This window comes from Faecalicatena contorta (assembly GCF_021531895.1).
Taxonomy (GTDB): domain Bacteria; phylum Bacillota; class Clostridia; order Lachnospirales; family Lachnospiraceae; genus JAFBIX01.
The window spans coordinates 38415-59488 of sequence record NZ_JAFBIX010000001.1 but is presented as its reverse complement, the minus strand read 5'-3'; the positions used below and the strand labels follow the sequence as shown (position 1 = coordinate 59488).

25 protein-coding genes are annotated in these 21074 nt (G+C 37.7%); 23 read left to right on the top strand and 2 right to left on the bottom strand.

The genetic code is table 11. The features are described from left to right. Positions 1-4 precede the first annotated feature (4 nt). From hisIE to rsfS, 19 genes are all read left to right on the top strand, one after another. Positions 5-1288, top strand: a complete 1284-nt coding sequence (gene hisIE / locus JQM81_RS00325; protein ID WP_235231484.1) for a bifunctional phosphoribosyl-AMP cyclohydrolase/phosphoribosyl-ATP diphosphatase HisIE — start codon at positions 5-7, stop codon at positions 1286-1288. A 90-nt stretch (positions 1289-1378) separates the two neighbouring features. Continuing rightward, entirely contained in the window at positions 1379-1648 is a 270-nt protein-coding gene (locus JQM81_RS00320; protein WP_328282581.1) for a hypothetical protein, read from the top strand. A gap of 101 nt (positions 1649-1749) precedes the next feature. Beyond that, the gene (rfbD, locus tag JQM81_RS00315; protein WP_235231482.1) at positions 1750-2592 is read left to right on the top strand and encodes a dTDP-4-dehydrorhamnose reductase; all 843 of its coding nucleotides are present in this window, start codon (positions 1750-1752) and stop codon (positions 2590-2592) included. 1 nt (position 2593) lies between these two features. After that, positions 2594-3916 carry a dicarboxylate/amino acid:cation symporter gene (locus JQM81_RS00310; protein WP_235231481.1) on the top strand — a complete coding sequence of 441 codons (1323 nt, stop codon included), beginning with the start codon at positions 2594-2596 and terminating at the stop codon, positions 3914-3916. Between the two features lie 171 nt (positions 3917-4087). Further along, the gene (locus tag JQM81_RS00305; protein WP_235231480.1) at positions 4088-5953 is read left to right on the top strand and encodes a TIGR03960 family B12-binding radical SAM protein; all 1866 of its coding nucleotides are present in this window, start codon (positions 4088-4090) and stop codon (positions 5951-5953) included. Then, on the top strand, positions 5937-6689 hold the full coding sequence (locus tag JQM81_RS00300; protein ID WP_235231479.1) for a TIGR03936 family radical SAM-associated protein: 753 nt from the start codon (positions 5937-5939) through the stop codon (positions 6687-6689). The genes JQM81_RS00305 and JQM81_RS00300 overlap by 17 nt, the downstream gene beginning before the upstream one ends. After that, positions 6682-7164, top strand: coding sequence for a Cys-tRNA(Pro) deacylase (gene ybaK / locus JQM81_RS00295; RefSeq protein ID WP_235231478.1), 483 nt, complete (start codon positions 6682-6684; stop codon positions 7162-7164). Before JQM81_RS00300 ends, ybaK begins: the two co-directional genes overlap by 8 nt. A gap of 105 nt (positions 7165-7269) precedes the next feature. Next, on the top strand, positions 7270-8604 hold the full coding sequence (locus JQM81_RS00290) for an aspartate kinase (RefSeq protein ID WP_235231477.1): 1335 nt from the start codon (positions 7270-7272) through the stop codon (positions 8602-8604). 28 nt (positions 8605-8632) lie between these two features. Then, positions 8633-9046: a CBS domain-containing protein gene (locus JQM81_RS00285; RefSeq protein WP_235231476.1), complete on the top strand. Its 414-nt coding sequence runs from the start codon at positions 8633-8635 to the stop codon at positions 9044-9046. After that, a complete protein-coding gene (locus JQM81_RS00280) occupies positions 9047-9835 on the top strand; it encodes an amidohydrolase family protein (protein ID WP_235231475.1) in 789 nt (262 codons plus the stop codon). It abuts the gene before it with no gap. Positions 9836-9859: 24 nt separating this feature from the next. Further along, on the top strand, positions 9860-10744 hold the full coding sequence (locus tag JQM81_RS00275) for a DMT family transporter (RefSeq protein WP_235231474.1): 885 nt from the start codon (positions 9860-9862) through the stop codon (positions 10742-10744). Positions 10745-10850: 106 nt separating this feature from the next. After that, on the top strand, positions 10851-11159 hold the full coding sequence (gene rplU, locus JQM81_RS00270) for a 50S ribosomal protein L21 (protein ID WP_235231473.1): 309 nt from the start codon (positions 10851-10853) through the stop codon (positions 11157-11159). A 14-nt stretch (positions 11160-11173) separates the two neighbouring features. After that, a complete protein-coding gene (locus tag JQM81_RS00265) occupies positions 11174-11515 on the top strand; it encodes a ribosomal-processing cysteine protease Prp (protein WP_235231472.1) in 342 nt (113 codons plus the stop codon). Then, the gene (gene rpmA, locus JQM81_RS00260; protein ID WP_016219110.1) at positions 11512-11793 is read left to right on the top strand and encodes a 50S ribosomal protein L27; all 282 of its coding nucleotides are present in this window, start codon (positions 11512-11514) and stop codon (positions 11791-11793) included. The genes JQM81_RS00265 and rpmA overlap by 4 nt, the downstream gene beginning before the upstream one ends. Before the next feature lie 90 nt (positions 11794-11883). Further along, complete coding sequence (obgE, locus tag JQM81_RS00255; RefSeq protein ID WP_235231471.1) at positions 11884-13167, top strand: GTPase ObgE; 1284 nt, start codon at positions 11884-11886, stop codon at positions 13165-13167. 30 nt (positions 13168-13197) lie between these two features. After that, positions 13198-13488: a ribosome assembly RNA-binding protein YhbY gene (gene yhbY, locus JQM81_RS00250; RefSeq protein ID WP_235231470.1), complete on the top strand. Its 291-nt coding sequence runs from the start codon at positions 13198-13200 to the stop codon at positions 13486-13488. 15 nt (positions 13489-13503) lie between these two features. Further along, positions 13504-14115, top strand: a complete 612-nt coding sequence (gene nadD, locus JQM81_RS00245; RefSeq protein ID WP_235231469.1) for a nicotinate-nucleotide adenylyltransferase — start codon at positions 13504-13506, stop codon at positions 14113-14115. Positions 14116-14121: 6 nt separating this feature from the next. Continuing rightward, positions 14122-14706 (top strand): bis(5'-nucleosyl)-tetraphosphatase (symmetrical) YqeK, encoded by a 585-nt coding sequence (gene yqeK, locus JQM81_RS00240; RefSeq protein WP_235231468.1) that lies wholly within the window; start codon positions 14122-14124, stop codon positions 14704-14706. Positions 14707-14709: 3 nt separating this feature from the next. Continuing rightward, positions 14710-15063, top strand: a complete 354-nt coding sequence (rsfS, locus tag JQM81_RS00235; protein WP_235231467.1) for a ribosome silencing factor — start codon at positions 14710-14712, stop codon at positions 15061-15063. 54 nt (positions 15064-15117) lie between these two features. On the opposite strand, the gene lexA is transcribed toward rsfS, so the two are convergent. Continuing rightward, positions 15118-15735 carry a transcriptional repressor LexA gene (lexA, locus tag JQM81_RS00230; protein WP_235231466.1) on the bottom strand — a complete coding sequence of 206 codons (618 nt, stop codon included), beginning with the start codon at positions 15733-15735 and terminating at the stop codon, positions 15118-15120. 226 nt (positions 15736-15961) lie between these two features. Between lexA and JQM81_RS00225 the strand changes: the two genes are divergently transcribed. The 4 genes from JQM81_RS00225 (at position 15962) to JQM81_RS00210 (ending at position 20293) form a co-directional block, all read left to right on the top strand. Then, the gene (locus JQM81_RS00225) at positions 15962-16321 is read left to right on the top strand and encodes a LysM peptidoglycan-binding domain-containing protein (protein ID WP_235231465.1); all 360 of its coding nucleotides are present in this window, start codon (positions 15962-15964) and stop codon (positions 16319-16321) included. 335 nt (positions 16322-16656) lie between these two features. Beyond that, positions 16657-18081, top strand: a complete 1425-nt coding sequence (locus JQM81_RS00220; RefSeq protein WP_235231464.1) for a MerR family transcriptional regulator — start codon at positions 16657-16659, stop codon at positions 18079-18081. A 163-nt stretch (positions 18082-18244) separates the two neighbouring features. Continuing rightward, on the top strand, positions 18245-19318 hold the full coding sequence (locus JQM81_RS00215; protein WP_235231463.1) for a tyrosine-type recombinase/integrase: 1074 nt from the start codon (positions 18245-18247) through the stop codon (positions 19316-19318). Between the two features lie 240 nt (positions 19319-19558). Next, complete coding sequence (locus JQM81_RS00210; protein WP_235231462.1) at positions 19559-20293, top strand: tRNA lysidine(34) synthetase; 735 nt, start codon at positions 19559-19561, stop codon at positions 20291-20293. A gap of 73 nt (positions 20294-20366) precedes the next feature. On the opposite strand, the gene JQM81_RS00205 is transcribed toward JQM81_RS00210, so the two are convergent. Beyond that, positions 20367-21011 (bottom strand): AAA family ATPase, encoded by a 645-nt coding sequence (locus tag JQM81_RS00205; protein ID WP_235231461.1) that lies wholly within the window; start codon positions 21009-21011, stop codon positions 20367-20369. Positions 21012-21074 lie beyond the last annotated feature (63 nt).

The window sequence follows — 21074 nt, the reverse complement described above, 5'->3', positions numbered from 1 at the left end:
AGATATGAATTTTAAAAAATTGATTCCTTGCCTGTTTATTGCGGGAGGAAAAGCTGTAAAATGGTTCGATGACCATACTGTAATTTCAGAAGATGCTGTTGCACTTGCGAAGAGTTATAGTGACAATGGAGCGGATGAATTATTGATATTTGATTTATCAGAATCGGATGAAGAACATGATGAGTCGATAGATTTGATGAAACGTATGAATCGTGTGATTCGTATTCCAATGGTAGCTGGTGGTAATGTAAAGAGACAGGAAGATATTAAGAAAATATTATATGCAGGTGCAAAACGAGCAATGGTCAATTTTTCAAAGCAAGGAAGTGGAAAGCTTCTGGAAGATGCTGCCAAGAGATTTGGTAAGGAAAAACTGGCAGTTTCCTTGCAGGATTTTGATGCATTATTCAAACATCAGCACATTATTCAGGAATGCTGCAGTGAAATTGTATTTATGCATAGATTAGACTTGAATTCTGTTGTTAATGTAACGGATGTTCCATGTGTAATTGTGACGGATACGATGGAAGAAGATGAGTTATTCAAAATCCTGAAATGTTCTGGTGTGAAAGGACTGTCCGGGAAATATGTCAGTCAGACGGATATGGATTTTGATGCATTTAAGACGAAATGTGGAAAAGAAGATATTGCAATGACTTCTTTTGAGAGTATTATGGAATTTTCCCAATTTAAAACCAATGAGCAGGGCTTACTTCCTGTGGTTGTTCAACACTACAAAACACAGGAAGTATTGATGCTGGCTTATATGAATGAAGAAGCGTTTAATCAGACGATTAAGACAGGTAAGATGACCTATTTTAGCAGGAGTAGACAACAGCTTTGGGTCAAAGGTGAGACAAGTGGACATTTTCAGTATGTAAAGTCTCTGACAATTGACTGCGATTATGATACATTGCTTGCAAAGGTAGATCAGGTTGGTGTGGCGTGTCATACAGGAAATCCAACATGCTTTTTCCAGCCGCTTGCAGGAACGGATTATGATGAGACCAATCCGTTAAAGGTATTTGAGTCGGTATATGCTACTATTGTCGACCGAAAAATGAATCCAAAAGAGGGTTCTTATACGAATTATCTGTTTGACAAAGGAATTGATAAGATTCTGAAGAAAGTAGGAGAAGAAGCTACAGAAGTTGTTATTGCGGCAAAGAATCCGAATCCGGAAGAGGTAAAGTATGAATTATCGGATTTCCTCTACCATGCCATGGTATTAATGGTAGAAAAAGGAATTACCTGGGAAGATATTATCAAAGAATTGGCTGAACGCTAGTGTCTGAAGATGAATAGAAAGGATTTCTGAATCATATAGTTTATCGGGGTGATATTCTTGAATGATTCAGAAAAGCGTAGAAGGCAATTATTGGAGCAGACGAGGGAACTTTATAGTGACCGTAGATCAATACCGGCCGTTCATCCTCGTTATGGAATGGCATATCGAGAAATATATGGAGAAGACCAGATACCTGTACGGGGGACACTTGGGTTGCGTGCATTTCTATGTTTTATGCTTTTTGCGGTGTTTGTAACTATGAAGACCCAGGAAAAGGAAGTGTTGAATGTAGACAGCGATCGCATTGTGGAAGAAATTACTTATGATCTGGATGTGGCAGAAGTATGGAAAAACCTATAACTTGACACTGTTTATTGAAATTGATATAATACTCGTAATGAGAAGATAAAGCGTTGATTATAGTAAAATCAACGCTTTTCGTATGTTGAGGAGGTTTTTATATGTTAAAAGTATGGATTGTAGGTTCGAACGGGCAGCTTGGAACTGCAATTAACGATGTGATTGATCCTTTGGAAATGGAAGTGTTTAACACAGATAAAGAAGAATTGGACATCACTAAGACAGACGAAGTACTTAGTTTCGGAGAGATCAATCGTCCAGATGTCATTATTAACTGTTCTGGAGTTACGGATGTCGATCTGTGTGAGAGGGAACCGGAACTGGCATATAGAGTCAATGCACTGGGTGCGAGAAACTTGAGTATCGTGGCACGTAAGGTGGGTGCGAAGATGGTACAGCTGTCCACAGATGATGTGTTCGATGGACTGAGTAAGACTCCTTATAGTGAGTTTGATGACACCAATCCCAAGACTGTGTATGGGCGTTCGAAAAGAGCTGGCGAGAATTATGTAAAAGAGTTCACACACAAGCATTTTATTGTTCGAAGTAATTGGGTCTATGGAAGAGGGAATAATTTTGTGACCAGAGTCCTTGCAGCTGCTGAGGAAGGGAAGGTACTATCTGTAGCATCAGATCAGTTTGGTTCTCCGACAAGTGCCAAGGATCTTGCAAGAATTATTCTATATCTGATTCAGACCAACGAATATGGAACATATCATGCTACTTGCAAAGGTGTATGTAATCGATATGAATTTGCGCTGGAGATATTGAGACTTGCAGGTAAGAATGCAGAATTAAAAACCGTTCCTACCAATGAATCTGATCTTTCTTCTGCCAGACCGGCATATGCAGTGCTTGATAATTTTATCCTTAGGATCATAGATGTTTATGAGATGCCGGATTGGAAGGATTCATTAAAGGAATATATGAATGAGGTGGTGTAATATGAAAAAAGCAAAAGAAAAGAAAAAGATAGGGCTTACAACGAAGATATTTATTTCGTTGATCTTGGGAGCAATATTTGGAATTATATTATGTTATATGGTACCATCCAGCCATATAAAAGATGACATAATTGTAGAAGGAATATTATATGTAATTGGACAAGGCTTCATTCGTCTGATGAAGATGCTGGTTGTTCCTTTGGTATTCTGTTCTCTGGTATGTGGAAGTATGTCTATCGGTGATACGAAGAAATTAGGAACTGTCGGTGTGCGTACTTTGGTTTTTTATCTCTTTACAACAGCCCTTGCTGTTACGGTAGCACTTTCTGTTGGAAATATTATTAATCCAGGTGTTGGATTGGATATGAGTGCGGTTCAGTCCAATGCGGCGGATGTGCAGAGCATGGAAGCTACAAGCCTTACGGATACATTATTGAATATTATTCCTGATAATCCGATCAATTCACTTGCGAATGGAAATATGCTACAGATTATTGTGTTTGCGTTGATTGTAGGTATTATTCTTGCAAAATTAGGAGAGCGCACAGAGACCGTCGGTAACTTCTTCAGTCAGTTCAATGATATTATGATGGAAATGACTATGATGGTCATGAGTCTGGCACCAATAGGGGTGTTTTGCCTGATTTCCAGAACTTTTGCGAATATTGGTTTCAGCGCATTTGTTCCACTGGCGAAATATATGATAGGTGTATTGATTGCTCTTGCAATTCAGTGTTTCGTAGTATATATGGCGCTATTGAAAGTATTTACCGGGCTGAATCCGATTATATTCATTAAGAATTTCTTCCCTGTCATGGCATTTGCGTTTTCAACGGCAACATCTAATGCGACGATCCCAATGTCCATTGACACTTTGAGCAAAAAGATGGGTGTGTCTAAGAAGATTTCTTCATTCACGATTCCTCTTGGTGCTACGATCAATATGGATGGAACAGCAATTATGCAAGGTGTGGCAGTTGTTTTTGCGGCACAGGCATTTGGGATTCATCTTAGTTTGACAGATTATCTAACGGTTATTGGTACTGCAACTCTGGCATCTATTGGAACAGCGGGTGTTCCAAGTGTTGGCCTTGTTACACTGACAATGGTATTTAACTCCGTAGGACTTCCGGTAGAAGCAATCGGTCTTATCATGGGTATTGACCGTATTCTGGATATGACCAGAACTGCTGTTAACATTACAGGTGATGCAGTATGTACAACGATTGTTGCTAATCAAAATAAAGCTTTAGATCGAGAAGTATTTAACAATTCTGGGAAAGAGTCGAGAAAACAGAAAGAAATGGGAAGCGATGTAAAGTAATAATATAATTAGGGAACGATCAGCTATGATAGTTGGTCGTTTTTCTTTGCTTATATATGAAAAACCGAATATCGTTTTTGACATATCTGATTTGTTATAGTACAATTTGAAGAAGTGAGCAGATAGATGGTCAGAGTTTATGTTAATTTTATGATAATGAGGTGTTAATTAGTGAGAAAACTGGCGTTAAGTGATGATATTTTAATGAAAATAGAAAAACCAGCACGTTATATCGGAGGAGAAGTAAACTCCGTGATGAAATCTAAAGAAAACATAGATATTAGATTTGCGATGTGTTTCCCAGACGTCTATGAGATTGGAATGTCTCATCTGGGAATACAGATATTGTATGATATGTTTAACCGAAGAGAGGACATATGGTGTGAGCGAGTCTATTCCCCCTGGATGGATCTGGATCAAATCATGCGAGAGGAGCATATCCCACTTTTCGCCTTAGAATCACAGGATCCAATCAAAGAATTTGATTTTCTGGGAATTACGATTCAGTATGAAATGTGTTATACAAACATTCTTCAGGTACTGGATCTTAGCGGGATTCCATTAAAATCCAGTGAACGTACGGAGGATGATCCGATTATAATTGGGGGAGGACCTTGTACTTATAATCCAGAACCGCTTGCCGAATTTTTTGATATGTTCTATATCGGTGAAGGTGAGACCGTATATTATGAATTGATGGATCTTTATAAAGAAAACAAGAAAAATGGTGGCTCTAAAAAGAACTACCTCGAAAAAGCTGCGGAAATAGAAGGTGTCTATATCCCGGCATTTTATGATGTAGAATATAAAGAGGATGGGACGATTGCTTCATTTATTCCGAATAATTCACACGCAAAAGAGAAGATTCACAAGCAGATGGTATTAGATGTGACCGAAACGTTTTATCCACAGGCTCCTGTAGTTCCATTCATTAAAGCGACACAGGACAGAGTGGTATTAGAGATTCAGCGGGGATGTATCCGGGGCTGTCGGTTTTGTCAGGCTGGTATGTTGTATCGCCCGACACGAGAACGTGATGTTGAGATGCTCAAGCAATGTGCATACGATATGCTAAAAAATACCGGACATGAAGAGATATCATTAAGCTCTTTAAGTTCCAGTGATTATAGTCAGTTAAAAGAACTCGTTACTTTTTTGATAGATGAATTTAAAGATCAGGGAATCAATATCTCTTTGCCTTCTCTTAGAATCGATGCATTTTCTCTGGATGTAATGGGGAAGGTTCAGGATATTCGTAAGAGCAGTCTGACATTTGCGCCAGAGGCTGGCTCTCAGCGTATGAGAGATGTAATCAACAAAGGTCTTACAGAAGAAATTATTCTGGATGGTGCCGGACAGGCATTTGAAGGTGGATGGAATAAGGTCAAGCTTTATTTCATGTTGGGACTTCCGACGGAGACAGAAGAGGACATGAAAGAGATCCCAAGGCTTGCAGATAAGATTGCAAGACGTTATTATGAGATTCCTAAGGATCAACGTAATGGAAAGTGTCAGATAACGACAAGTACTTCTTTCTTTATTCCAAAGCCTTTTACTCCTTTTCAATGGGCGAGAATGTATACGAATGAGGAATACATTGCCAGAGCAGCAGTTGTAAAACATGAATTTCAAGAGCAATTAAACCGTAAGAGCTTAAAGTATCACTGGCATGATGCGGAAGTTACAGTATTGGAAGGTGTATTTGCCCGTGGAGACAGGAGAGTCAGTAAAGTGCTCTTGGAAGCCTATCAGTCAGGATGTATCTACGATTCCTGGAGTGAGACTTTTGATAACGAAAAGTGGATGAAAGCATTTGAAAATACGGGAATTGATATAGGGTTCTATAACTTAAGAGAACGCGATGAATCCGAGATCTTCCCATGGGATTTTATTGATATCGGAGTAACCAAAGCATTTTTGAGAAGAGAATGGGAACGTGCAATGAGGGGGGAAACCACACCGAATTGTAGGATCCAGTGCTCTGGTTGTGGAGCGGCAACATACGGAGGAGGTGTCTGTTTTGAAGGCAAGAATTAAATTTCGAAAATATGGGATTATGAAGTTTATAGGTCATCTGGATGTTATGCGATTCTTTCAGAAGGTTATGCGGCGGGCGGATATTCCTATCGCTTTCACTGGCGGGTACAGCCCGCATATGATTATGTCTTTTGCGCAGCCTCTGGGTGTAGGAATTACCAGTGATGGTGAGTATCTGGATATCGAATTAAAGGAACCGATTGATTCAAAAGAGGCTGTACGCAGAATGAATCAGGTTATGGTAGAGGGGATTGAAATCGTAAGCTTTCGACAGATCCCGGATGATAAGAAATATAGTGGTATGACTATTGTTGATGCTGCCGATTATAAAGTGACACTTTTGGAGTCTTTTAAGTCGTCTGATGTCATGCTACCTGTTCCGCAGGATTGGTCAGAAAAGGTTGATTCCTTTATGGCCCAACCACAAATTGTTGTATGGAAGAAAACAAAACGTAGTGAAAAAGAAGTAGATATCAAACCGATGATCTATAAAATGCAGGTGTCAGAAGATAATATATATCTTTTATTAGCTACAGGAAGCGAACAGAATCTGAAGCCGAATCTTGTTATGGAAGCTTTTTTGTCATATATTGGGGAGAATCCAGAAGAAGTGCCGCTTCATTTTCATCGATTGGAAGTATATGCTGAGAATTCGGATACTTCATCAGAAGAGGCTTTTGTTTCGCTGGAATCATTAGGAACAGATATCATATTAGGAGTTGAATCTTATGAGTAAAAAAGAAGTAAAGACTAATGCAATGCGTATGTTAGATCGTCAAAAGATTCCTTATGAATATGAGGAATATGAATGTGATGAGTTTACAGATGGAATCCAGGTGGCAGATAAATTGGGATATGATCATTCGCTTGTATATAAGACCCTGGTGACAACGGGGAAGACAGGACAGCATTATGTATTTGTAATTCCGATTGAAGAAGAGATTGATTTTAAGAAAGCAGCTAAAGTTGTCGGTGAAAAATCTTTGGAAATGCTTCATCTGAAGGATTTGACAAAAGTTACAGGCTATGTGCGTGGAGGATGTACGGCAATTGGTATGAAAAAGCAATTTCCAACGGTTATTCAGGAATCAGCAGAAGCATTAGAGTATATGCATGTAAGTGGGGGAAAACTTGGAATGCAGATTAAGTTAAGACCTGCTGATTTGCAAAAAGCATCAAATGCTACATTTGCAGATGTTGTTCAGTATTAAATTTCATGAAGATAGTCCATTGCAGATGTCTGGAAAATGATGTAATATATGGAAAGAGTATAAGTAAAACCAGTAGAAAAAGCAGTTTGGAGGATTACAGAAAAGATGAAGAAGGTTGTAAAATTTGGTGGAAGTTCGTTGGCAAGTGCCGAGCAGTTTAAAAAAGTTGGCAGAATTATCCGGAAGGAAGAAAGTAGAAAATACGTTGTTCCTTCAGCACCTGGAAAACGTACGCCAGATGATACAAAGGTTACGGATATGTTATATAGTTGTTATGGGATTGCTATTTTAGACCATGATGAATATGAAGAAGAAGTAGAAAAGCAGCTATTGGCAATTAAGGCACGTTATGATGAGATTATCCAGGGCCTTGGTCTGTCGATTAGTCTGGACGATGAATTTAAGACGATCCGTACCAACTTCAGCCGTAAGATCGGAAGAGATTATGCTGCATCAAGAGGTGAATATTTAAATGGTATCGTTATGGCAGCATATTTGGGATATGAATTTATTGATGCTGCAGATGTAATTAAATTTGATGAAGATGGCAATTTTGACAGTGAAAAAACGGATGCAATTCTTTCTGCGAGACTTGCCAAGACAGAACGTGCTGTTATTCCGGGTTTCTATGGATCTATGCCAGACGGAAGAATTAAAACATTTTCAAGAGGCGGATCAGATGTTACAGGTTCGATTGTTGCAAAAGCTGTTCACGCAGAGATGTATGAAAACTGGACAGATGTATCAGGTTTTCTGATTGCAGATCCGAGGGTTGTAAAGAATCCAAAATCGATCGATGTGATTACATATCGGGAATTGCGAGAATTGTCTTATATGGGAGCATCTGTTTTGCATGAAGATGCGATTTTCCCAGTTCGAAAGGAAGGAATTCCTATTAATATACGTAATACAAATGCACCAGAGGATAAAGGAACATTAATTGTCGAAGACACTTGCAGAAAGCCAAGATTCGTAATCACAGGAGTTGCCGGTAAGAAAGACTTTGCCTCTATTACGGTAGAAAAGGCAATGATGAACTCGGAAGTAGGATTCTGTAAAAAAGTGTTGGAAGTTTTTGAAGAAAATGATATCTCTATTGAGCATATGCCTTCTGGAATTGACACAATGACAATTTTTGTTCATCAGGATGAATTTGAAGAGAAAGAGCAGAAAGTTATTGCGGGTATTCACAGAGCTGTAGAGCCGGATTTTCTCGAGTTAGAATCCGATCTTGCTTTGATTGCTGTTGTAGGAAGAGGTATGCGTGCGACTAGGGGAACCTCTGGAAGAATATTCTCTGCGTTGGCACATGCAAATGTGAATGTAAAAATGATTGATCAGGGGTCCAGTGAATTGAATATTATCATTGGTGTAAGAAACCATGATTTCAGTGTTGCAATTAATGCGATTTATGACATATTTGTTAATACAATGATTTAACTTATAAAGACTTGGGGAGGTCTTCATCATGAATATTTTGTTTTTTATTAAGCCTAAAAGCGAACTGGCGTATATTTATGACTACCATACTCTGCGGCAGGCGCTGGAGATCATGGAATACCACAAGTATTCTTCTGTACCGATCTTAAATAAAGAGGGGAAATATGTAGGGTCTATTACTGAAGGTGATCTTTTGTGGTCTTTGAAAAAGTGGAATATATTGAATTTGAAAGATGCAGAAGATATTAGTATTATGAAAGTCGAGCGCAGACTTGACTATCAATGTGTGACTGCAAAATCCAATATGGAAGATTTGATCGGTAAAGCTATGGAACAGAATTTTGTCCCGGTTGTGGATGATCAGGGACATTTTATTGGAATTATAACAAGACGTGATATCATTGGATATTGCTATGATAAGATGAAAGAATGTGAGGATTAGATGATTATTGATTTTCATACACATATGTTTCCAGATAAGATAGCGAAAGGAACCATAGAATTTTTACAAAATGTCTGTCAGATCAGACCATTTACAGACGGCACTTATCATGGGTTGCTGGAATCAACAGAAGAAGCTGGTATTGATATCTCAGTGGCACTTCCGGCAGTTACGAAAGTATCGCAGATTGAATCGGTCAATCGGTTCGCAGCGAAGTATCTGGAAGGATCGGTTATTTCTTTTGGAGGTATTCATCCTGCAAGTATTAATTATAAGGAACAGCTTCGCGAAATCAATTCTATGGGAATGAAAGGAATAAAACTGCATCCAGATTATCAGGATATGTATTTTAATGATATATGTTTCAAAAGATTAATTTCTTATGCATCTGAGCTGGGATTTATTATTGTTGTACATGCAGGTGTAGATCCGAAGTGTCCAGAAGATGTTCACTGTACACCACAGATGGCTTGCGAGGTATTAAAAGAAGTAGAACCTGAAAAGATGATTCTTGCCCATATGGGTGGAAATGAACTGTGGGATGATGTGGAGGATTATCTGGTCGGTCAAGATGTGTATTTTGATACTGGAGTAGTGTTAGATCGTATGCCAGAAGAACAGTTTGTTCGGATCGTGAGAAATCATGGCGCAGATAAAATATTATTTGCAACGGATTCACCGTGGGGAGGGCAGAAGGAATTTGTAGAAATCCTATCTAATATGCCGTTGACAGAAGAAGAAAAAGAAATGATATTTTCTAAAAATGCCTGCAAATTGTTAAATTTATAAAGAGAGTATCTTTAAGGAGAATCTATGAAGAAAACTGCTCCATTTTTTGTTTTACTTGCGTCTGTCCTCTGGGGATCTATGGGAATAGTTACTCGATATATTGCAGATATCGGTTTCCATACTCGTCAGATAACGGCTGTCAGAATCTGTGTTTCAACGATTGTTTTAGCAATATTTCTATTGCTTACAGATCGTAAGAAATTAAAAATTGAAAAAAAAGATATTCAATGGTTCTTGGGAACAGGGATCGGAAGTCTGTTTGTCAATAACCTGGCATATGCAGAGACTGTACAGAGGGCATCTCTTTCTGTAGCAGTGGTCTTATTATATACGGCTCCTTTTTTTGTTATGATTTTATCATTAGTATTTTTTAAGGAAAAGATAACGTTTCAGAAGATTGTTGCATTACTGATGTCATTTGTCGGCTGTGTTCTGGTTGTCGGACTGTCCGATACGGGTCTGGGAGAACACAAGATGATCACATTATTCATTGGTCTTTGTTCAGGGCTAGGATATTCTCTCTATACAATCCTTGGAAAAGCAATAATGGATAAATATGATTCGCTTACCTTGACATTTTATACATTTTTATTTGCATCTTTTGCAACGCTGATCATATGTGAACCAGTTGACACAATTCGCTTAATATCGGACCATCTTTCCAAAATGCCATTGGTGATTGTAGGGAGTGTGGTAACACTGGCATTTCCATATATCTTTTATTCCATTGGACTTAAATATATGGAGAGCAGCAAAGCTCCGATCATAGCTTCTTTTGAAGTAGTCGCAGCCAGTCTTTTGGGGGTTCTCTTGTATCAGGAGACGTTGAATATCTACAATATATTCGGGATTATTCTAGTAGTAAGTGCATTGATATTTTTGCAAATAAATTTTCATAAGAATACTTGATTTTTGAAAAATCATATGCTATTATATACCAGTATGCCGCACAACGAGGTTTAAAAGTCCGTAACGGACACCGTAGTTGGCGAGTAATGATAATAGGAGGTGCCATATGTACGCAATTATAGCAACAGGTGGTAAACAGTACAAAGTAGCCGAAGGCGATATCATTAAAGTAGAAAAACTTGGTGTAGAAGCTGGTGAAACTTATACATTTGACCAGGTGCTTGCAGTAAGTGACAACGAATTAAAAGTTGGTAATCCAACCGTTGAAGGAGCAACAGTAGAAGCTTCTGTTGTAGAGAACGGCAAAGCTAAGAAAGTCATCGTTTACAAGTATAAGAGAAAAACTGGATACCATAAGAAAAACGGTCACAGACAGCAGTATACAGCAGTAAAGATTGACAAAATCAATGCTTAATTTGGAGAAGATCCATGATTCATGTAACCATTTTTCAGAACGACAGAAAAGAATGCATAGGGTTTCAGACAAAAGGGCATGCTGAATATGCGGATGAAGGCCAGGATATCGTATGTGCCGCAGCTTCAGTGCTGGTGCTGAATACAATAAATGCGATTGATCTGTATGCAGAAGATGAGTTTTCTGTGGACAGTGATCAGGAAGAAGGGATGATTGCTTTTTATTTAAGTGATTCACCTTCGAAAGAAGCAGAGTTGTTGTTAAAAACTATGATTCTCGGATTGGAACAAATGGTGGATGATGAAAACTATGCAGAATATATTGATTTAACATTCGAGGAGGTGCAGCAACCATGATGAAATTAAACCTTCAGTTTTTCGCTCATAAAAAAGGTGTTGGTTCTACAAAGAATGGTAGAGATTCTGAGTCTAAGAGACTTGGTGCCAAGAGAGCAGACGGACAGTTTGTAAAAGCTGGTAATATCCTTTACAGACAGCGCGGAACAAAGATTCACCCAGGTGTTAACGTTGGACGTGGCGGTGATGATACATTGTTCGCACTTGTAGATGGCGTTGTAAGATTTGAGAGAAAAGGAAGAGATAAGAAACAGGTTTCTATCTATCCGGTAGCTTAAGTAGTTATGAGTTGAAGAGAGTGTTGCAGGATAACTGACATTCAGTTATATAGCAGCACTCTTTTTTGTAAATAAGAGAGGAATAAGTATATGTTTGCAGACAGAGCAAAGATATTTATCAGATCAGGAAAAGGCGGTGACGGCCATGTAAGCTTTCGCCGGGAGTTATATGTACCAAATGGAGGCCCAGACGGTGGCGATGGAGGACGCGGCGGCGATGTTATTTTTGAGGTTGATGAAGGGCTGAATACATTGCAGGATTTTCGTCATAAAAGAAAATACACCGCTAAAGATGGAGAGCCGGGCGGGAAACGCAGATGTCATGGTGCAGATGCAGAAGATATTATATTGAAGGTTCCAGAAGGCACAGTCATAAAAGAAGCAGAATCTGGAAAAGTCATTGCCGATATGTCTGGGGATAATCGACGCCAGATTATATTAAAAGGCGGAAAAGGTGGCCTGGGCAATCAACATTATGCAACAGCGACCATGCAGGTTCCTAAATATGCGCAGCCAGGGCAGCCTTCCCGTGAACTCTGGGTAAATCTGGAATTGAAAGTTATAGCAGATGTTGGACTTGTAGGATTCCCTAACGTAGGGAAATCCACATTGCTGTCACGTGTGACAAATGCTCAGCCTAAAATTGCAAATTATCATTTTACAACTCTGAATCCGAATCTGGGAGTCGTCGATCTTCCTGATGGAAGAGGATTTGTTATGGCAGATATTCCGGGCCTGATTGAAGGCGCATCTGAAGGTGTAGGACTTGGACATGAGTTCTTACGCCATATTGAACGTACAAAACTTATGATACATGTTGTTGATGCGGCAGGTACTGAAGGACGAGATCCAGTAGATGATATTTATAAAATAAATGCAGAATTGGAAGCCTATAATCCTGAGATAGCACAGCGTCCACAAGTTATTGCGGCCAACAAGATTGATGTAATTTACCCTGATGGGGAAGATCCGTTAAAGCGTCTGAAAGATGAATTTGAACCAAAGGGAATCAAAGTATTTCCGATTTCAGGTGTAACAGGAAAGGGAATTCAGGAACTCTTATATTATGTTTCAGATCGATTAAAAGAACTAGACCAAGCACCAGTTATCTTTGAACAGGAATATTTCCCTGAAGAAGAATTAATATATGAAGATCTTCCGTATACTGTCGAAGTGGAAGAGGGAATCTATGTTGTAGAAGGTCCAAAGATTGAAAAAATGCTTGGTTACACAAATCTGGATTCGGAGAAAGGATTTGCTTTTTTCCAGAAGTTTTTAAAAGATACAGGTATTCTGGATGAATTGGAAGAAGCTGGAATTCAGGAAGGTGATACCGTGCGTATGTATGGATTACAGTTTGATTACTATAAATAAATGACGATATAGAGATGAAGGAGTAAAAAGATGACGACAAAGCAAAGAGCATATTTGAAAAGCCTTGCGATGACGATGGATCCGATTTTTCAGATTGGAAAAAATAGTATGACGCCTGAGCTCACAAAAGCTGTTGAAGAGGCATTAAATGCAAGAGAACTGATTAAGGTCAGTGTTCTGAAGAACTGTGCGGACGATCCACGAGCTTTGGCAGAGATACTTGCAGAACGTACAAAATCACAGGTAGTACAGGTGATTGGTAAAAAAATTGTGTTGTATAAAGAAGGAAAAGATAAAAATAAACGAATTGAATTGCCATAAGATGGAGCGAACGTTATGAAAATAGGGATTATGGGAGGAACTTTTGATCCTATTCATAATGGACATTTGATGCTTGGAAAAGCAGCTTATGAAATGTTTGGATTGGATCAGATCTGGTATATGCCAAATGGGAATCCACCTCACAAGGACAATACATCTATGAAAACGGATGTCATGGAACGTGTTGAAATGGTTCAATTAGCTATTGCTCCATATGAGGAATTTCGACTGGAATTATATGAAGCGAAGAGAAGAGAAGTCTCTTGTTCTTACAGTACTTTAGAATACTTTAAGAACAAATATCCTGAGGATGAATTCTATTTTATCATAGGTGCAGACTCGCTGTTTATGATAGAACATTGGGTGCATCCTGAAAGAATCTTTCCTACATGTACAATTCTTGCAGCATTTCGTGACGAGATTAATACACGGAAAGAGATGGAAAGAAGAATCCAGTATTTGGAAAAGAAGTACCAGGCAAAAATAGAATTATTAGTTACACCGTTAATAAAAATATCTTCACATGAATTGCGTAAAGCAATCAAAGAGGGGCAATCAATCGCTTCCTATGTTCCGGCAGATGTTGAAGATTATATTTACAAAAAGCATCTGTATATGGGAGTGTGAGAGTATATGGAACAGAAGATAACAAAAATACGAAGAAAATTAATGACAGAGTTAGATACCGAACGGTATGAGCATACATTGGGAGTTATGTATACAGCAGCTTCCATGGCAATGCGTTATGACGAAGATGTTGAAAAAGCATTGCTTGCAGGTTTGCTTCATGATTGTGCAAAATGTATCTCTGGTGAGAATAAGATTAAATTATGTAATAAGTATCATTTAAGTGTATCAGAAGTCGAGAAAAAAAATCCAAGTCTTCTTCATGCCAAATTAGGGGCCTTTCTTGCGGCCAAAAAATATCATATTAAAGATAAAGATGTTATTAATGCAATCGCAAGTCATACGACAGGATGTCCCAATATGACACTTTTAGACAAGATTATTTATATTGCGGACTATATTGAGCCTGGAAGAAAAGAATTACCTAATATGGCAGAAGTGAGAAAATTAGCATTCACGGACATTAATGAATGTCTGTATCGTATCCTGGAGGATTCGCTGGTATATCTGAACAGTAAAAATATATCAGTTGACCCAATGACTGAGAAAACATACTTATATTATAAAAATAAACTTAATAAGGAGGTGTAGTCTATGGATCAAGCAAAAGAAATGGCACGTGTTGCATTCAAAGCTTTGGAAGATAAAAAAGGAGAAGATACATGTATCATAGATATCTCCCAGATATCAGTACTGGCAGATTACTTTATCATTACAAATGGTAACAGCGACAGTCAGGTAAACGCTCTGGTAGCTAGTGTAGAAGAAAAAATGCACATTGCAGGGTATGAGCAAAAGCAGCGGGAAGGACAGAATTCTGGTGCCTGGGTATTGTTGGATTATGGCGATGTGATCGTACATGTGTTTGACAGAGAAAATCGTGAATTTTATAATCTGGAACGTATCTGGAATGATGGAAAGAAAATTATAAATCCGGATGAATTATAGATATTAATTTGAGGAGGACAGAAATGAAAAGCTGTCCTCCTTTTTTGAAAATGTCTAAGCAAGGAAACGAAAGACTCCTATGACCTTTCCTAAAATCTTGACATCAGTTACAATAATTGGATCCATTGAGTCATTCTCAGGCTGCAGTCGAATCGCATCTTTTTCTTTGTAAAAGGTCTTAACAGTAGCACCGTCTTCGATTAAAGCAACTACCATTTCGCCATTACGTGCAGTCTGACATTGTTCCACCAATACAAGATCCCCATCGAAAATACCGGCATTAATCATACTTTCACCCTTTACTTTAAGCATAAAGGTCTGGTTATTAGGCATGAATTCCATTGGAATAGGAAAATAATTCTCAATGTTCTGTTCTGCGAGTATCGGTTCTCCGGCAGCAACACGCCCTATCATCGGAACATTCACCATTTCACGACGCGTGAAATTAAAAGAATCATCCAAAATCTCAATCGCTCTTGGTTTCGTAGGATCACGACGTATGAAGCCATTCTTTTCAAGTGTCTCCAGGTGTGAGTGAACAGAAGAAGTAGACTTTAGATGAACTGCATCGCAGATATCACGTACAGCAGGAGGAAAACCTCTCTCCAGTATCTGTGATTTAATATAGTCTAATATTTCTTGTTGTTTTGGGCTAATCTTACCGCTTCCCATAAGAACCTCCTTCTCTCCGTACATAAGAACTTTAATAAATTCATTTTATCACAGCAATATTCAAAAAGCAAACAAATGTTTAGAAAATATGTTCGATAATTTTTGGATTTTATATTGACAAACATTTGTTCGACGTATATAATACAACTATAGAACAGCTGTTCGGAACAAATGTTTGCTGATCATTTTAGAATAAGGGGATTATATTATTAAGGAGGAGAGTTTCATGAATACACACAGATTACATACAGCAAGTAAAAGAAGAAGAGAAGTACGTAGAAATAAAATATTGGTTATGCTCACAGTCTGTTTATTCGTTATGGGACTCAGTATCTTTTTTGGAAACAGCCTGGTGGATGCACATGACAATTCTGAAGACACGCCTGTTCAGTATAAGTATTACAGAAGTATTGAGATTGAATCCGGTGATACTTTATGGAGTATCGCGGAAGAATATGCAGATGAACATTATGATTCTATCTATGATTATATCTACGAGATAAAGGGTATGAATGGCTTGATTTCTGATGATATTCAGTCAGGACAATATCTGACGATCGCATATTATGATAAGGATATTTTATAGTATATAACTGTCTTATAAGAAGCAATTCATTACATCGGTATATAAGTATAAAACTTATCTTATATATTATACTCACCCATCTAGATGTCTGGCGAACAGGGTATTCCTGCACCAGGCATCATTTTTTTATTTGTTTTTATTTGATTATATGAGAAAAAAGTCGGTTGTTGTTTAACAGAAGCTATTGTACTTGCTGTGCCTATGAGCCTGATATAGAATAAAGTTAATAAATAATTTCAAAAGATCAATAAAAACTCTTGACCTTATAGCGACTTTAGGGTCTACGATTCAAGAAAGAAAAGACATGCGCATGAATAATTTACGAGGTGAATGTAATGCTGATAAAAGAAGTAGAACAAAAGACAGGAATCAAAGGTGTTAATATCAGATATTATGAAAAAGAAGGTCTGATTCATCCTTCCAGAAAAGCAAACGGATATCGGGAATATTCTGAGATGGATGTAGAACGTCTGAATCAGATTAAAGTACTTCGTCTATTGGAAGTTTCATTACCGGAGATACAGCAGGTTCTTGATGGTAATATCACTTTACAAGAGGTAATGACCAGGAGAATAGGGGAACTAAATAAAGAAGAAATGAAAATTAAAGAAATTAAAACAACCTGTGAAACAATTATTTCAGAAAATATCAGTATTGCTGAACTCAATGAGGAGTTACTATGCGGTGATCAGGCCACTTGGAAAGTGAGGTTTGAGCAGATTATGAAAGAAGATATTGATAAGAAATTTATCGGAAAAGGGATTGTATATATTATCATCTGGACTGTATTTGGTAAAGTGTTTATGGAAGCAATGTTCCGTATCCCAATCGATGATGCAGTTACTGCTGCAATATTTCCATATGTTAATATGGGATTAGGAATACTATTTATTTTGTATGGAATTGGGTTATCTGTCTATGAGGGAATCACTGGAAAAGATTTTCTGTGGGTATGGGCCAGAGACTGGGGTGGAAATGGTCTGGGCGGTCTTGCCAATTCATTTACTTTCTGCGGAATAGGTGTTGGAATGCTATCAACATCACTGACAAGATTTTTAATTGTACTATTAGTTGTGTGCATTGTGATAGCTGGTATTCGTGGTTTTATTATGTTCTATATGAGGTCTTCTAAAAAGTCTTCTGAAAGCAAACAGAAGAAGGTACGAACTGGACGTATCATGGTGATAACTATAGTCATTTTAATTATCTCTTTTGCAGTCTGTGTCGTAATCATGTATCAGGATTATGTCAAAAGATATCCGTCAGATTCTTTTGAAGACCAGAAGAATAGGCAGGAGATAAAAGGAATAGAGACTGTTGAAATTACGAAAAATAACTGGGAAGATTATTTTACTGTTATTGATGAAATCGAGTACGAAAAAGATGAGAATGATGAAGTGATAGGTATATATCAAAAATCATGGTTTGAATTGAAAAAGGAGTATTTGAAACAGTTAGACCCAGATATGGAAAGTAAAGTTACTTTTTCATACAACTTAGATATGATACGAAAAAACTATAAGATCATGGATCCACAGACTGGAGAGTATGAATATACTGACAATTCCGGTACTTCAGATACTTATTATTTATGGTATGAAACACATGCAGGAGTAACCATTTGGGATAAAGATTCAAACGAAAATGACATGGATAATAATGATTTCTATCTGGATTATTCAGCAGACGAACATTATTTTCTTACTTATGAGAATTTCAAGATGAAAGGCGTGAAAGGTGAATTGTATTTTAGGAAATAAGATTATAGCAAGTGCCCCTAAGGGGGCACCCTACATAAAAATGTCAATTATATATCTATACGACAAATACCGATTTTTCCAAAAGATATAGACGAAAAATAATGTATATGATATAATGTAAAGTATTAAGGGGTTAAAATAAATATTAAGGGGGATTTATATTATGCCAGATATACCGAAAACACGCTCTTATTATAAGCAGACTCAGATTGAACAGACGATTCGGCTTCGGGAAGTTTTAAAGACTTTGCCGCCATTTGCAAAGGATTATTTTCGTGCAATTGAGCCTAGATCTTCAGCTAAGACACGTATTAATTATGCATACGATATCCGTGTTTTTTTTCGTTATTTAATGGAGAATAATCCTATCTACAAGAATTATACCATTGATCAGTTTCGACTTCAGGATCTTGAGAATCTCGAACCTGTAGATATTGAGGAGTATATGGAATATCTGAAGGTCTATACACGAGAAAATGATGGCGAAATGATTACGAATGGTGAAAAGGGCCTTTCCAGAAAAATGTCTGCTTTACGCAGCTTTTATAATTATTATTTTAAACATCAGATGATCAGTAAGAATCCCACACTTTTGGTAGACATGCCAAAGTTGCACGAAAAGGCAATCATACGATTGGATACCGATGAAGTTGCAATGCTTTTGGATTATGTAGAATCTGCAGGTGATAGGCTTACGGGACAGGCACTTACCTATTATCGAAAGACACGTGACCGTGATCTGGCTATTTTAACACTTCTTCTGGGAACGGGTATTCGTGTATCTGAATGTGTAGGATTGGATGTAACGGATGTTGATTTTAAAAATAATGGAATTACCGTCACCAGAAAAGGTGGAGGTCAGATGGTTGTATATTTTGGCGATGAAGTTGCAGATGCATTAGAAAATTATATGGAAGGAGACCGAAAAGCCATAACTCCTCTTTCCGGACATGAAAATGCACTGTTTTTATCAACACAGAGAAAGCGCATGGGAATCCAGGCAGTTGAAAATATGGTAAAAAAATATGCGCGACAAGTAACACCGAATAAGAAAATAACGCCGCATAAGCTTCGAAGCACTTATGGTACATCTCTTTATAAAGAAACTGGAGATATTTATCTTGTGGCGGATGTTCTTGGTCATAAAGATGTCAATACGACCAAAAAGCACTATGCTGCCATTGATGAAGATAGACGCAGACAGGCAGCAACAGCTGTAAAATTGAGGGAATCTTAGGAGGTACTAAGATTCCCTTTTTTATGAATTTACCATGTTCCGTGGCAGAAGTATCTTTCTACAATAGCGACCCACGGAAGCATATCAAAGGGTCTTGTATCAGAAATCTATATATTCATTTTCCAAATGCACATCAATAGAATTCAGAAACCTTCAAAACAATCTTAAGAAAATATTATGTACATTATGAGAGGCTTCTGTTAAAATAAAGGCTGGATATCAGGAAAGGATGAATATAAGATGAAGCTACAAAAATTGCTCAGCTATACTCGAAAAGCTGTTGACGAATATCAGATGATTGAGGAGGGAGATCACATTGCAGTTGGAATCTCTGGAGGAAAGGACAGTTTGACTTTGTTATATGCACTTCATGGACTTCAGCGTTTTTATCCGAAGCATTTTGAATTGAGCGCTGTTACGGTAGATCTGGGTTACAGTGAGTGTGATTTTACCCCTGTTGTGAAGTTGTGTGAAGAACTGGGTGTACCTTACAAGATTGTAAAAACAGACATTGCGCACATTCTTTTTGAGGAACGAAAAGAAAGCAATCCATGTTCTCTCTGTGCGAAAATGAGAAAAGGTGCGTTGAATGAGGCTGTAAAAGTAATGGGATGCAATAAAGTTGCTTATGCACATCATAAAGATGATATTATAGAAACGATGCTGCTTTCCTTGCTGTTTGAAGGTCGATTCTATTCTTTTTCACCACGGACATACTTAGATCGTATGGATCTGACGGTTATACGTCCGATTATGTTTGTAGACGAAGCAGATGTTATTGGATTTAAAAATAAGTATAACCTGCCTGTTGTTACCAGTCGTTGCCCAATTGATGGATACACCAAGAGACAATATGCCAAGGAACTGGTCAAGCAGTTGAATGAAGAACACCCCGGTGCAAAACAAAGAATGTTTACGGCTATTTTGAATGGAAATATAAAAGGATGGCCGGAACGTATTTTGCAAAAAAGATAAATTTGGGTACACCACATTTTAAAAAAGGGGACGTAGTATTTTGAAAAAATACTACGTCCCCTTTTTGGACATATTATAACTTTTTACTGTTATCAGATTCTTTGATTTCTATTAGTTTTTCAATTGCCTCTGCTGTTCCGTCAATTCCTAATTTGGAGCTGTCGAGACAGATATTATAGCTTTCTGCAGCACCCCATTTTTTATTGCTATAATAGTTATAGTAACTAGCTCGTTTTTTATCGGTCTTCAAGATCATATCCTTGGCTTTGGCGTCAGATAAATCGTATATACGGGCAATTCTTCGAATACGTGCATCAAGATCCGCATGAATAAATACGCTTAATACATTATCGTATTCTTCCAATGCGTAATCTGCGCAACGACCAACTAGGATACATGGGCCTTCATCTGCAATTTTTTTTATTGCATCAAACTGTGCAAGAAAAATCTTATGGTTGATCGGCATATCCGTATAACTTCCTGATGAATAACCGAGCGAATAGGTATCCATTACCAAAGAATATAAAAAGCTGTTTGTTGGTTTTTCATCGTGCGTCTCGAATAATTCCTGACATATACCGCTCTCTTTTGCGGCACGGTCAAGCATCTCTTTATCATATAATTTAATTTCAAGATCCTTTGCTACTTTATAGCCAATCTCTCTACCGGCGCTTCCGAACTGTCTGCCGATAGTTATTATAGTATTTGTCTTTGCCATACCAATCACGCTCCTCAAAAATAATTATGAATATATTATATAATAATTTGAAGTAATTGTATA